This window comes from Asticcacaulis sp. AC460 (assembly GCF_000495795.1).
In the GTDB taxonomy this organism is placed as follows: Bacteria; Pseudomonadota; Alphaproteobacteria; order Caulobacterales; family Caulobacteraceae; genus Asticcacaulis.
In genome coordinates this window covers 144799-158294 of record NZ_AWGD01000025.1, presented here as the reverse complement: position 1 = coordinate 158294, position 13496 = coordinate 144799, and the positions used below count along the sequence as shown (strand labels likewise).

At 61.0% G+C, this 13496-nt stretch carries 10 protein-coding genes; 1 reads left to right on the top strand and 9 read right to left on the bottom strand.

Translation table 11 applies throughout. The features are described from left to right. Nucleotide 1: 1 nt before the first annotated feature. Nucleotides 2–703, bottom strand: a complete 702-nt coding sequence (locus ABAC460_RS39025) for a hypothetical protein (protein ID WP_155914668.1) — start codon at nt 701–703, stop codon at nt 2–4. Nucleotides 704–789: 86 nt separating this feature from the next. Here ABAC460_RS39025 and ABAC460_RS49800 point away from each other — a divergent pair, with 86 nt between their 5' ends. Further along, nucleotides 790–942, top strand: coding sequence for a hypothetical protein (locus tag ABAC460_RS49800; protein WP_023454180.1), 153 nt, complete (start codon nt 790–792; stop codon nt 940–942). A gap of 402 nt (nt 943–1344) precedes the next feature. On the opposite strand, the gene ABAC460_RS50490 is transcribed toward ABAC460_RS49800, so the two are convergent. From ABAC460_RS50490 to ABAC460_RS38975, 8 genes are all read right to left on the bottom strand, one after another. Next, on the bottom strand, nt 1345–1722 hold the full coding sequence (locus ABAC460_RS50490; RefSeq protein WP_023454178.1) for a GxxExxY protein: 378 nt from the start codon (nt 1720–1722) through the stop codon (nt 1345–1347). Nucleotides 1723–1819: 97 nt separating this feature from the next. Next, the gene (locus ABAC460_RS39010) at nt 1820–3319 is read right to left on the bottom strand and encodes a glycoside hydrolase family 30 protein (RefSeq protein ID WP_235075822.1); all 1500 of its coding nucleotides are present in this window, start codon (nt 3317–3319) and stop codon (nt 1820–1822) included. A gap of 19 nt (nt 3320–3338) precedes the next feature. Then, nucleotides 3339–4862, bottom strand: a complete 1524-nt coding sequence (locus ABAC460_RS39005) for a tryptophan halogenase family protein (protein ID WP_023454176.1) — start codon at nt 4860–4862, stop codon at nt 3339–3341. Continuing rightward, the gene (locus ABAC460_RS39000) at nt 4846–6753 is read right to left on the bottom strand and encodes a glycoside hydrolase family 3 protein (RefSeq protein ID WP_023454175.1); all 1908 of its coding nucleotides are present in this window, start codon (nt 6751–6753) and stop codon (nt 4846–4848) included. The genes ABAC460_RS39005 and ABAC460_RS39000 overlap by 17 nt, the downstream gene beginning before the upstream one ends. A gap of 238 nt (nt 6754–6991) precedes the next feature. Continuing rightward, entirely contained in the window at nt 6992–9904 is a 2913-nt protein-coding gene (locus tag ABAC460_RS38995; RefSeq protein ID WP_023454174.1) for a TonB-dependent receptor, read from the bottom strand. Between the two features lie 694 nt (nt 9905–10598). Then, complete coding sequence (locus ABAC460_RS38990; RefSeq protein ID WP_023454173.1) at nt 10599–11669, bottom strand: LacI family DNA-binding transcriptional regulator; 1071 nt, start codon at nt 11667–11669, stop codon at nt 10599–10601. Nucleotides 11670–11836: 167 nt separating this feature from the next. Continuing rightward, the gene (locus tag ABAC460_RS38985; protein ID WP_081716582.1) at nt 11837–12880 is read right to left on the bottom strand and encodes an extracellular catalytic domain type 1 short-chain-length polyhydroxyalkanoate depolymerase; all 1044 of its coding nucleotides are present in this window, start codon (nt 12878–12880) and stop codon (nt 11837–11839) included. A 231-nt stretch (nt 12881–13111) separates the two neighbouring features. Next, on the bottom strand, nt 13112–13489 hold the full coding sequence (locus tag ABAC460_RS38975) for an SCO4402 family protein (protein ID WP_023454170.1): 378 nt from the start codon (nt 13487–13489) through the stop codon (nt 13112–13114). Nucleotides 13490–13496 lie beyond the last annotated feature (7 nt).

Sequence of the window (13496 nt, the reverse complement as noted above, 5' to 3'; positions counted from 1 at the left end):
ATCAATCGGAAATCAGCTGATGGCGTCCAACACTTAGCGGCATTCCGCCCCGCCCCGTCTGAACCCTGTAGATGCTCTTGTCCTTCAGCCAAGGCAACTTTTTCTTGAGACCGGACCGTACCGGTTCATCCGTTATCGCAATGTCGATTGCGATGGATTTTACTGCGCCCCCCAACGTCGCCGCCGGATTTGCGACATCAACAAACCTGTATGCGTCCGGATCAGTCTGGTCATCGTACACAATGAGGATGGGCATTTGCTCGGCCGCCAGGCGACGGGTTCCCCGTTGCCGCGCCAGTTCCTGATAGGACCACTTTTCGTAAGCGGCGTCAGTCGGGTTCCATTCGATGCCGTAGAGGTGCATGAACAGGTAATCGGTCCCTTCCCGCCATCCCGGACGGTAATCCGGGGCCCCTCGCCCCTCCATGAGCGCGACGACAAGCCGGCCATCACTTAACTCAACCCAGGCGGCGTCCCCTTTCCGGGTGACGTGAGACCCGGAGCCCAGGCCATAGCTTGTGCTTGAGTTCACCTTTACAACGCTGCTGCCCTGCCGCAGGCCGGTGGTCTCTTTGATCGTCAGGGTATACTTGAAGGTGTAGGAAGGATGACGGCGAACCTCACATCCACCCAGCCCGACCAATCCGCCCGCCACGGCCAGACGGCTGAGCATTCCACGACGTGTATATGAAACTTTGATCATGGCCCCCTCAGACTTGCCGTGATAGTAAGCGACACAAAGCGTTCGCTGGATAACGGCGACTAAGACATCAGCCATAATGCACAACGGTGAAGATTATCTATAAAACCGGCGATCTGCTGGAAGCGCCGGAGCGGGTCATCTGCCACGGTTGCAACGCCCAGGGCGTTATGGGCTCCGGCATCGCGGTCCCAATCCGCAACCGCTATCCGATGGTCTTCAAAGCCTACCGCGACCTGTAGAAGCGGCAGAGCAACCGGCTGGAGACTGGACAGACCATGTTTGTCGACTGTCCCGATGGCCGCACGGTGATCAATGCCATCACCAGGAATTCTATGGCCGCGAGCCCAACCGCGTCTATGTCAGCTATGACGGCATCAAGTCAGCCATCGAGCAGATCGATGCCTGGGCCGCAGAAAAGGCCACCGACGGTGATATGCCCGTCGTGGCCTTTCCCAAGATCGGCGCCGGCCTGGCCCAGGGCGACTGGACGATCATCGAAAGCCTGATCGAGGACCACTCCCGGCATTTCCAGCCGGTCGTCTACGTGCTGTAAGTACGCCACGCGACCAGCCTGACAGAGCACTTTGCTGGGAACCCAAGAAAGATTTTTTGACCACGAACCACACGAAAAGACACGAACATCAGAGAACAAATCGTTCTATTTGTGCTTTGGGATGCGCTCCGAAATTTATGAGGAGGCCAAGCCTGAGTTTGGATGCCTTGAGGTAATTCAATATTTGCGCGCGATGCGCGCTTGAAAATTCCTGGCATACCTTCAGTTCGAGGATGATGGAGTCATAACAAAGGAAGTCGGGTTGGTAGACTTGGGTGAGAGGCTCACCCTTGTAAATCAGGCCAATGGACTTGTGTTGGAAGAAGGGAATTTTCCGAAGTTCAAATTCCCTTGCCAGGCACTCCTGATAAACAGCCTCAAGGAAGCAAGCTCCCATCTCTCGATTGACTTCGAAGATGGCGCCCTGAATGGCAAACACTTCGTCTTTGAAAAGCACATCATTCATGTTCGTGTCTTTTCGTGTGGTTCGTGGTCAAAATCCTTACTTTGGGCATCGGCAAGATAAACGAATCCTGCCGATGTCCAAAAATACATCCAAGCCCTTACAGCTTCCAGGTAAATGTCGCCGCCGCGCCGGCCGGCAGGGTGTAGCCCATGCCCGAACCCGACGAGACCACCGAAAACGCCGTCGCTGTCGCGTTCGAATTCAGCAACACCAGGGCAATCGTCCCGTCGGTGTTCTTGAACGCCACAGTGTCCAACCCGCCCGAACTGTTCGAGGAAATCCGAACTGCGCCCGGCTTGACGAACTTACTGACGTGACCCAGAGCGTAATATTCCAGATTTCTCGTAACATCTCCGGTGGCCGAATTGATCGTCACCACGCCACGGCAATCGCCGCAACCGCCCAGGTGCGGGCCGTGGCTTTCGTCCAACGCCAGGTTCCACATCAGCACACCCTTGGCCCAGTTCCGCGTCGAGCCGATGATCAGGTTCTTCATCTGCCAACCGAAGTTCGGCCCGAAATCGGCCGCCCACGCGCCGCCGGAACATTCGGTGAAATAGGCGTCCTTGGTGGGATAGGCATCGTGTACGGTCGACTGGGCCGAGACATCGCCGCCGTAACAGTGCCAGGCGACGCCGGCGACATAGGGGTTGGCCACAGGATCGCCCAGCACCGCCGTCGGCGACGCCGCCAGGTCCCAATTATGGTCGTGGTCCAGAATCTTCACATCCAGCCCGGCCGAGGCCAGTTTCGGCCCCAGGTGTCCGCCGATAAAGGCCGCCCGCGACGCCGCGGTGACGTTCATGCCGGGATAGCTGTCGGGCTCGAAATGCGGTTCGTTCTGCAGGGTCAGCATTTTGATCGGCACGCCTTCGGCCTTCATCTCGGTGACATAGCGCACCAGATAGTCGGCGAACGGCCCGTAGGCTGACGGGTTCAGCGAACCCTTGATCAGGCTGTCCGTGGACTTCATCCAACCGGGCGCGCTCCATGGCGAGGCCATCACCGTCATATGGTCGTTCAGCGCCAGGGCCTGTTTGATCGCCGGGATGACGTCGGTTTTGGCCGGCGCCAGGGAGAAGTGCGCCAGGGTCGGGTCGGTCGCCCCCGCCGGCATGTCATCGTAGGTGTAGTGGGTCTGGGAGAAGTCCGACGCGCCGATGGTCAGGCGCGTGAAGCTGAGGTCCAGGCCATCCTTGCCGAAGAGTTCGGCCATCAGGGTGTCGCGCTGCGAGGCCGACATACGGTTGCGGATCAGGTAGGCCGAGGCATCGGTCATCGAGGCGCCGAACCCGACCATGGTCTGATAGGTCTGTGTCGAATCCACCGTGATTACCACGCCCGAGGCAGCCGTCAGGTTGAACGGGCTGTCGCTTTGTTTGGCCAACAGTTTCGACTGGTCGGCATTGGTCTGCCACACCTGGGCGCTGACGCTGGAAGGGATCAGGCTCGATGAACTCGACGAAGAACTGGAGGACGAGGTTCCGCCGCCTCCACCACCGCCGGCGCTGGCGCCGCCGCACGCCGCCAACCCGCCCGACAGGGCCACCACCATTGCGGCCGTTACGCACAGCCATTGCTTCGTTCTCGTTCTCATAGTCCCTCTCCTTTGTTTTTTATGGTGTTTGCGCCGGACAATACGCCGCCACAAATTCGTCATGGGTCGGCATGGCGGCGACGCACTTGGCCACCACGCCGGAAATATTGTTCAGATAAGCGACGATTGTCTCTTCCGGGTAGTTGTCGACGATCGGATCATACCCTCGCGGCATCAATCCCTGGCCCATCAGGACCTGGATCCAGCTGTCTTCCGCGAACAGCTCATCGTTCTCCTTGAATACCCGGCCGGAGGCGGCAAAGCCATCCAGCTTACGCGCCAGCGTGTCGGGAACCGTCATATTGCGACAGTAGCGCCACATCTCACTGTCGTCGCGAGAGGTCAGCTTATAGTGGGCGATAACGAAGTCACGGATCCGTTCGATTTCGAAGTCGGCCTGGGCGTTGTACTCCGCCGCTGTCGCGGGATCGAAGTCCTTGTCGGGAAACAGGTTCAGCAGCCGCAGCACGGTCGTTTGGATGAGATGGATGCTGGTCGACTCCAGCGGCTCGATGAAGCCGCCGCTCAGGCCCACGGCGAGCACATTCTTTTCCCACAGCTTCTTGCGCTTGCCCGTTTCGAACCGGATCGGGCGTGGATCAGCCAGGGCCTTTCCGTCGAGATTGTCCATCAGCACCCGGGCGGCTTCGTCATCGCTGGTAAACTGGCTGGAATAGACGTGCCCGTTGCCGATGCGATGTTGCAAGGGAATGCGCCACTGCCATCCCGCCGTGCGCGCCGTCGACCGGGTATAGGGCGTCGTCGGTGTGACGCTGGCACACGGCACCGCCAGGGCGCGATCGCAGGGCAGCCACTGGCTCCAGCTCTCGTAGCCAACGCCCAGCGCGCCGCCGATCAACAGGCTGCGAAAGCCGGAGCAATCCATGAAAAAGTCGCCGCGGATCACCTGGCCGTCCTTGAGCGCGACCGACTCGACATGACCGTTCTGCGCTTTCAGACGCACATCGATAATCGTCCCCTCGATGCGCTTTACGCCCAGGGGCTCAGCGATCCGGCGCAGATACTGCGCCATCAGGCCGGCATCGAAGTGGTAAGCGTAGCCAATGTCGTTAAGCGGCGTCTTGCGATCATCGCCTTTGCGCTTGTTGAAGCGGTTGTTGCGGCAGGCCGTCGGGTTGATGGCGTAATCGTCAAACCGTGGCGATACGCGCCCGCTGTTACGCATTTTGAGCCAGTACTGGTGCGGACGAATCCAACCCAGGTCCTGTCCAATCTTGCCAAAGCCATGAATGTAACTTTCGCCCAACCGGTCCCAATCGACAAACTCGATCCCCAGCTTGAAGGTGCCCTGAGTAAACCTCAGAAAGTCGGCTTCGTTCATCCCCAGCAGCGACATATATTTCTTGATAGCGGGAATCGTCGCCTCACCAACCCCGACCGTGCTGATATCGTCGGACTCGATCAGGGTAACGGTCGGCGGTTTCGGCGCCTTGGCGACGATCAGCTTGGCCAGCATGGCGGCCGCCATCCAGCCGGCCGTGCCGCCGCCGACGATGACAATGTTTTCAATGGGATTGGGCATGGGGGCATCCTGGAGTTGCTATGACCTCCAGTGTGGGGACGGTTGCTCGATTCGTATAGGTCAGGCCGTAGCCGGCCGGAAAAAGTGTGCTTCCCTCGCACGGCGCGCCAGGCCAGGCGAACGGCAGGACGCCCTTGAAATCCTTTTGCCCGAACAGGACGTCGGTAACGCCCTGGCCTTCGGTGCCGGGCAGCCAGGCCGCAACAAACGCATCCGAGGCATTAATCAGGTCGTTGGCATAGACGGTGCGGCCGGATTCGAACACGGTCACGACCGGTTTACCCTTGCCGGACACAGCGTTGAGGGCTGCGATATCCTCGGGATAGCGGTCGCTGTGCGCCAGGGACTTGCCGGGCTTGATGTCGCCCTTGCCCTCGGCATAGGGCGTCTCGCCGATCACGGCGACCACGACGTCATATTGGCTGACATCGACATCGGCGCCGGTGGCGCTGTAGGTCACGGTGCCGCCGGTATTGGCGGCCTTGATGGCGCTCAGCACGCTATCGCCGACGGGATAGTCGGCATTGCTGTTTTCGCTGCCCTGCCAGGTGATGCTCCAGCCGCCCGACTGGTTGGCCATGTTGTCGGCGCTCTTGCCGACCACCAGGATCTTCGCACCCGTTTTCAGCGGCAGGGCGTTGTCGTTCTTCAGCAGGACCAGCGTCTCCGCCACCGCGCGGCGGGCCAGGTCGCGCGCCTGCATCGCCTGGGCCTTGCCGGCATAGGGATTGGCCGACGGCTTCACGCCGAACAGGCCGGCGCGCATCTTGACCCGCAGGATACGGGTGACGGCGTCGTCGATGCGCGACATCGGAATGGCGCCGCTTTCGACGTCGGCGACGGTCTTGTCGATGAACGCCTTCCAGTCGAACGGCACCATGATCATGTCGACCCCGGCATTGATCGCCTGGGGGCAATGGTCGTTGGTGCAGCCCGGGATCTGGCCGATGGCGTTCCAGTCGGAGACGACGAAGCCGTCGAAGCCCATCTTGCCCTTCAGCACGTCTTTCACCAGGTAGCCGTTGCCGTGCATCTTGCCATAGGCCTCGCCGGTTCCGCTGTCGGTCCAGCTGCTGTACGAAACCATCACAGTCTGGACGCCGGCTTCGAGCGCGCCGTAATAGCCCTGGGCATGGACATTGATCAGTTCGGACTCGGTCGATTCCGTGATGCCCTGGTCGATGCCCTGAGCCGTGCCGCCGTCGCCGATATAGTGTTTGGCGGTGGCGACGATATTGCCGGGGCCTTTGAAATTGCCCTGCATGCCGGCGATATAGGCCTGGGCATAGTCGTGGATGAGTTGCGGATCGGATGAGAAGCCTTCGTAGGTGCGGCCCCAGCGGCTGTCCTCGACCACGGCCAGGGTCGGCGCGAACGCCCAGTTGACACCCGTGGCGCGTACGGCCTTGCCGGTGGCTGCGGCGATTTCGCGGATCAGTTCCGGATCGCGGGCGGCGCCCAGACCGATATTGTGCGGGAACAGCGTGGCGCCGACGACGTTGGAATGGCCATGGACGGCGTCGGTGCCCCATAGCAGGGGGATTTTAGCCTGGGCATGGAAGCTGTCGGCCATGGCGACCCAGTCTTTGGCGGTGGCGTATTTGTCCATGTTGGGCCACGACCCGCCACCGTTCAGCACCGAGCCGAACTGGTAGGTTTTGATGTCCTGGGGCGTGACCGTCTTGATCTCGACCTGAGTCATCTGGGCGACCTTGTCCCGCAGGCTCATGCCGGCGACCATTTTGGCGATTTTCGCTTCCATGGCCGGATCCTGCGGAATGGCCGAGGTGATGTGCGGCCAGTCGGTCAGGGGCTCGTTTGCGACAGCGGGAGCCGCGGCAAACAAGACGGACGCCAGGGCGATACGGGCGACGGTGGACAACAGGGACATGGGGAAATCCAGAAAAAGAAGACTTATCCTCCCCCGCACGCGGGGGAGGTGGCGAGCAAGCAAGGCCTCTTAAGGGCCGAAGCGCGTCGAGACGGAGGGGACGGTTCGAGCTCCCGGCTCCCCCTCCGTCAGCGACCTGCCCTCGACTTCGTCTTCGGGCGCGCTGACACCTCCCCCGCACGCGGGGGAGGATAAGAAGGTGGCGGCCGGGCATCCCTGCCCGGCCGCCGGCGAAGGCTCACTGGAACCGGTAGCTGAAGCCAAACAGGATGGTTTGGCCGTACTCCTCGTAGTTCTCGGGGAAAGAAGTACCGTCGCTGGTCCGGTTCTCGGAGACCTTCAACTGGGTCTGGTAGTTGGAGTTGGTCAGGTTGTAACCCTGAACCATCCAGGTCAGGCCCTTCAGCGGCCCGTCCTGCATCTCGTAGCTGATCTGACCGTCAACCTGGTCGTCCGCCAGGATCCGGGTCGCCCCGCGGTTGGCGAACAGCTGGTAGGTCTCGCCCAGGAACTCCGACCGCCAGCGATAGTTCAGGCGGGCCGAGAAGCCGGACTTTTCGTAATAGACCGTGGCGCTGACGATATCGCCCGAGAAGCCCGGCAGCTTGGCCGGATCGGTCGGATCGCCCGCATGGATATTGGTCCAGCCGCGTGAGAAGCTGCCAATGGCGCCAAAGCCGTCCAACGCATCCCAGATCAGGCTGCCGTCGATCGCCCCGGACAGTTCCAGGCCGCTGACATTGCCGCCGAAGCCGTTGATCGGCTGCGAGAAACTGCCGATCGTTGCCGGCGCGCCGTTCGGATAGGGATAGCTGTCCGGCACGGTCTGGCCCAGCGCTTCCAGTTGCGCCTTGCTCAGCCACGGGATTGGCGTCACATTGCTGGAATTGGCCCAACCGGTGAAGTCGAAGCCATCGACCGTCTGGCCGCGGACATAGGTCCGCAGCACCTTATGGAAGGTGGCGACGCCGATATAGCTGGTCTTATTGAAGTAGCGTTCGTACGACAGGTCGACCCCGTCGGCGACCCACGGCTTGAGGTTCGGATTACCGCCGCCGCCGCTCCAGTGCTGGCCGATCTGGCTAACGCCAGCATTGCGGCTGGCGCGCAGGTCGTCCATGCGCGGACGGGCCATGGCACGGTTGGCGCCAAAACGCAGCACCGAGTCGTCGTCCAGGTCCAGGATCAGGTTCAGGCTGGGCAGGAAGTCGCCGTACGACGTGCTTTGCGACACCCACTGGCCGACGGCGGGATGGTTCGGGTCGCCATAGGCGCCCGACGGCGTCACGATTTCATTGCCGTAGGAGGTCTGGGTAGAGTGGACGTATTGCAGGCCCAGGTTCCCGCGCAGGCCGTGGCCGTTGATGGTGCTGTCGATGCTCAGCTTGCCGAACAGGGTGACGAGTTGCTCATCGACCTGCCAGTACTTGTTGAGATTGTCTTCATTGCGGATCGGACGCTTGTCGTAATACTTGTCCAGGATGTCCGGCAGGTAGAAGGACAGGATGCTGCCGAAGCCGGCCCAACTGATGTCGGTGGCTTCCTGCAGGTCTCCGTCGGCGACGCGGACGCGCGTGCCGTGGCAGTTGAAGGTGGCCTGGTTCCAGCCCTTCAGGCACAGGTCATATTCTTCGACGCCGCGGGTCTTGATGCGGTGGGAATAGTCGAGACCCAGTTCCAGCCCCTTGAAGCCACCCCATTCGATGTCACGCGCGCCACTGAAACGCGCTGTCGTAAGTTGGTCGGTGACCTTGGGGTTGCGCTGGGTGCCGTCGTGCGACCAGCCGCCCCACGGCGCGGCATCGCCGAGATAGACATGGTCGGCATCGGCATAGTCGAAACCAGGGTTCAGTTGCGGGAAGCCGCCGAACGGAATGGTTTCGACGATGGTGTCGGGTGTGCGCGTCAGCGGCGTCGGCGAGGTGCCATAGCCGGCATAGGTTTCGTTGATGCTTTCCTTGCGCACCGAACGCGAATAGCCGAAGTCCAGCACCGAGCGCCATTCACCGATATTGAACCGGTTGTTGGAGCCGAACGAGAACATCTCATCGCGGCGGGTATTGTTGTCGTTGCGGACGATCGGGACGACGCCGGCGACCGTCTGGCCCGTGGCGATGCGCGAACCGCCGATTTCCTCGATGGTCGGATTGGTGATGTGGATGTCGTCGGTCCACTGGGTCTGGTACCACTGGGCGCCGTGCGACACTTCGTTCTGGTCGAAGACCGAATAGTAGAAGTCGTTGACCGAGCGGAAATTGTCGCCCGGCTTGAAGTCCAGCACGGCCATGAAGCCGTCGCGGACCTGTTCGCGTGAGGTCGCCCAGGCTTCGACGCCGTGCAGGCCCATGACATCGCCATTGCCGGCGCCGTAGCGCGGCTGGCCGGTGATCGAGTCATTGCCCTGGCGATCCCACCACCAGCTCTTGGAGTGCTGGAGCTGCGACGGATCGTCCAGGTGGGCATAGGAGAGAGCCACGCCCAGCTTGCCGTCCATGAACTGGTCGATATAGGCGACGGAGAGACGATTGCCGTTGGCCGAGAAGCCCGGATTGACCTCGCCATTGGTGTTGACCGAACCGCGCAGGTTGACCGAAATCACCCGCTTCTTGTGGTCCAGCGGGCGGATGGTGTTCAGCACCACGGTGCCCGACAGGCCCTGGCCGGTGATGGCGGCGTCCGGCGTCTTGTAGACGATGGCCGACGAGACCATTTCCGACGGATACTGGTCGAATTCGGCGGCGCGGTTGTCGCCCGACGAGACCTGCAGGCGGCCGTTCAGCAGGGTGGTCGAAAAGTCCGGCGACAGGCCGCGGATGGAGATGGTCTGCGACCGGCCACCGACCCGTTGGGCCGCCAGGCCCGGCAGACGCGCCAGGGATTCCGCGATCGAGGCGTCGGGCAGCTTGCCGATGTCTTCGGCCGAGACGGCTTCGACGATGGAGGTGCTGCGCTTCTTGAGGGTCAGCGAGTCCTGCAGGCCCTTGCGCAGGCCGGTAACGACAACAGCGTTATCGGCCGACGCCGGTTCGCCTTCGGCGGAGGTATCCTGGGCAACGGCGGCGCCGGCGGCCACCAGAAGTGCGCCGGCAGCGGCCGACAGGGCCAGATACGCCAAACGTCCGCGTCGCCCGCGGCGTTGTTCACTCTTCATTGTTGTCCTCCCTTGAGCCCGGTTTGGGGCATGTTCTTTTGCTTCAAATTGGAAGCGCTTCCAATTAAATGTCGAGATCCCCCTGTTCGTCAACCGTAAAAAATCGACTGGTTGCGCTACCATGCCTCCGCGCCCGACAACTGAGCCATTTTTAACACAGTTGCAATCACGCAACCGACATATATAGTTTAATAAAAATAATAACATATTCAAATGATTATCACAAAACGACAATGGGCAGGTGGCGAGCAGGTGAGCCCCCTTTTGGGCGGCACCCGTCGACACGCAGGCGGCCGTCACTGCATTCAAACCGACTTATCGGGGTCCAGATGGGGCACTCACCCACCCTAAAACGCAAAAAAAATCCACCGCGCGCCGCCTTACGCAACCAAAATTGAGCGCGCTTTCATCAGCCGGACATGGCTTTTTCCCCGCGTCTCCACAATTCGTGGCAAAGCGATCAAATATGACCGTAACCTACTGAATTTTCTTGAAATTATACCTCGTCACAAGTCGGAGAGGTGAATCATTTTCTGGAAGCAAATGAGACGGTGGGGGATTTGGCCCGCGGCTGCGTCAAACCTCGAGCGCAATCCGATAAAGTGTGCAGCACTTTTCGGATAAATTGCGAGTTAAAACAAAGATTTAGAGCGGCGCTTTGAGTCTGCCAAACGCATCTCGCTCTCGCAACAGTCTACGACCGTGCCTTCAGCTGCAGGTGCCTCGGACTGACCGCTGATTCCCGGAACACCAGGGTATGCGGCACGATGTGAGACACAGGCTTCCCCCCCCCATGCATCCGCTCACCGGAAATCCGCTCGAACAAGATTTCGGCTGCCTGCTGGCCCATGGCTTTCAAGGGCTGATGCACAGTGGTCAGGGGCGGCCAGATGATCTCGGACACGGGTGTATCGTCGAACCCGACGATCGACACGTCCTGCGGCAGCGCCAATCCGGCCCTGTGCGCGGCGAACATCGCGCCCACAGCCATATCGTCGTTGGCGCAAACCAGCGCGGTGAACACCTCCCCGCCCAGTAACTGATTCGCCATATCGGTACCGGACTTGAAGGTAAAGTTGCCGCGCACGGTGGGCATGTCAGACGCTTCCAATCCGGCCTCGCGCAAGGCCCGGACATAGCCGAAGTAGCGGTCTTCGGCCGAGACATGCCCTTCCAGCCCCTTGATGAAGGCGAATTTACGGTGCCCGAGCGAGATCAGATGCCGGGTGATCTCATACCCGGCGGCCTCGTCGTCGATGCCGACGGCCGGAACCAGCTTCTGGGCGTCATATCCGGCCGACACAGCGACGACGGGAAAGTTCTGCTCGCTGATGGCTTGCAAAAGCCCGATGTCGTCGGAAAACGGCGGGGTCAAAATCAGCCCCTCGTAGCGCCGCGACGCCACCAGTTCCAGGATCATATCGTTCTTGCGCAGCGAATGCTGGTTGACGGCATGCATGCTCAACTGGAAGCCGGCCTTGGAACAGGCCCGCAAGGCCCCCAGTTCGAGACCGGCGTAATAGAAGGAGTTGGGTTCGGATTCGAGGTCGGAGGAATAGAGCAGCCCGACCGTATGCGACTTGCCTCCGGCCAGGAAGCGCGCCTGCATATTGACCTTGAACTGCAGCTTATCGACGGCGGCCAAGACGGCCTTGCGCGCCTTGGCGGAGACGTTGGGTCCGCCGTTGAGCACGCGTGACACCGTGACCCGGGCTACCCCGGCCAGCGCCGCCACATCGTCGATCGTCGGTTTGCCTGAACTCAACTCATCCCCGCCACATAACCGGTGGTATTACCTGCGTAACTGACACACCTTGAAAGCGCTTTCAAGATATCCTCTCGGAGCATCGTCTGGTCAGACCGGGCAGCCCCGCGCCGGACTTCCAAAACCGTCTTGGTCTGTTGGAGGCCGGCCGCCTCGTAAAAGGGGGCTCACAAGGCATGCTCCAGGAAGAAGCGGATCATCTCCCGGCTGGCGTCCGGCCCGTCCGGCGTTGCGTAGGAGCCGGCCGAACTGCCGCCGAACCAGGCATGTCCGCCCTTATGGACACGCCAGTTTTCCATCACGGACTTACCGGCGCGATCCGAATAGACGGTGCGGGTGAACGGGATGCCGCCTGAGGTCTTGCCACCGTTCTGGGCGATGCGGATGCCTGGCTCCACGCCTCGGCGGGCAATCAGAACTTCGGCATTCGAAGGGTGAACCGTCCGGTCGTTGTCGCCGTGAAACACGATCAGCGGCCGTCCGATGCGCGATCTCCCGTCGCGCGGCGCCACAGTCGCACCCTTGGTCATGGCGGCGTGGGCCGACATCATGTCCGAGGCAGCGCCGCAGGCCACACCGGAATGAACGCCTACCGCAGCGTAGAGATCGGGATAGGCGTCGGCCATGATGGCTGCCGCGGCGCCGCCGGCGGACAGGCCCGCGATATAGACCCGGCGTGGGTCGACCTTGTGGTCCTTCATGATCTGGCGGGTTATGCCCGCGATAAGAGCCGGTTCGCCGTTTCCGCGCTTCTGATGTTTGGCGCTGAACCAGTTCCAACATTTCGAGGCATTGGCGCTGGGCGGCTGAGCCGGATAGGCAACGAGGAAGCCATGGGTGTCGGCCAGACGGTTCATCTGCGTTCCGGCGGCAAAATCGTCGGGTGTCTGGCCACAGCCATGCAGCATGACCACCAGAGGCACAGCGCGTTTATGCGGTATCGCGGGGATATATAGCTTGTAGTCCCGACTGCCATGGGCGTTGGCAAAGCTGTGCTGGGTAAAGCCCATGGCCGGCGTTGCGGCCTTGTGCTTCGCCGCGACGGCGGGTTTGGGGGAGGCTGGCCTGGATTTCGCCGGACTTGCCGGCGACGGGATCAAGGCCGTTGACGCGGCGGCAAGGCCCTTAAGGATCGTACCCATGGCCTTCCCGAGTTTGCGCACACGGGCCGGCTTCATAACCAGTGCCCGGAATTTGAACGGTCGAGCCATGTGGGTCTCCTGTCAAACAAACGAGCACAACTAACGCACCTGCGAGTACACGCAGGGATTCAGGCAGCCAATGCCTTGCAAGGGCCGAGATTGTAACGCTTGCCTAAATATTGCAACGCACCATTTGGTGAGAGCGTAAGTCGAAGGGGTGATTCAGCTGACAAAAAATCCAACCGGATTGGCCTTTATGCGGTAGGCGCCCTTCCTCATGACCTGGCCGCTTTATCCCCCTCAGCCCCCGGGAACAGGCACGGGTTCGCCGCGCTGCAGGATCAGCGCATAGGCGGCCTTTGCTGCCTCAACCACGGCCGCCCAGTCAATATGCCCGACGTCCGGCATCCTTTGCCCCGGCCCGATGGCGGCTTTGTAGGCGCGGACCAGTCTGGTCATAGCCGCCACCTCCACGTCATCGAACAAAACGGCCCCGATCATACCCATAGGGTCGTCGGCAAAGTCGTGGTCGTCAAAAAAGAAATGAACATCGAAGTGCACCTCATCGGAATCGAGGTAGTGGTGCGGATCGCAGCAATCCCTGAGATAAAATACCAGCTCGGCACGCTGATTGGGAAACCGTAAAGACGCCCAACTGTCGGGGTATTGTCCAGTCATCTGGTGT

Coding starts and splice junctions, on each gene's coding strand:
- ABAC460_RS39025 (WP_155914668.1), bottom strand. CDS start 703: ATGATCAAAGTTTCATATACACGTCGTGGAATGCTCAGCCGTCTGGCC.
- ABAC460_RS50490 (WP_023454178.1), bottom strand. CDS start 1,722: ATGAATGATGTGCTTTTCAAAGACGAAGTGTTTGCCATTCAGGGCGCC.
- ABAC460_RS39010 (WP_235075822.1), bottom strand. CDS start 3,319: ATGAGAACGAGAACGAAGCAATGGCTGTGCGTAACGGCCGCAATGGTG.
- ABAC460_RS39005 (WP_023454176.1), bottom strand. CDS start 4,862: ATGCCCAATCCCATTGAAAACATTGTCATCGTCGGCGGCGGCACGGCC.
- ABAC460_RS39000 (WP_023454175.1), bottom strand. CDS start 6,753: ATGTCCCTGTTGTCCACCGTCGCCCGTATCGCCCTGGCGTCCGTCTTG.
- ABAC460_RS38995 (WP_023454174.1), bottom strand. CDS start 9,904: ATGAAGAGTGAACAACGCCGCGGGCGACGCGGACGTTTGGCGTATCTG.
- ABAC460_RS38985 (WP_081716582.1), bottom strand. CDS start 12,880: ATGGCTCGACCGTTCAAATTCCGGGCACTGGTTATGAAGCCGGCCCGT.
- ABAC460_RS38975 (WP_023454170.1), bottom strand. CDS start 13,489: ATGACTGGACAATACCCCGACAGTTGGGCGTCTTTACGGTTTCCCAAT.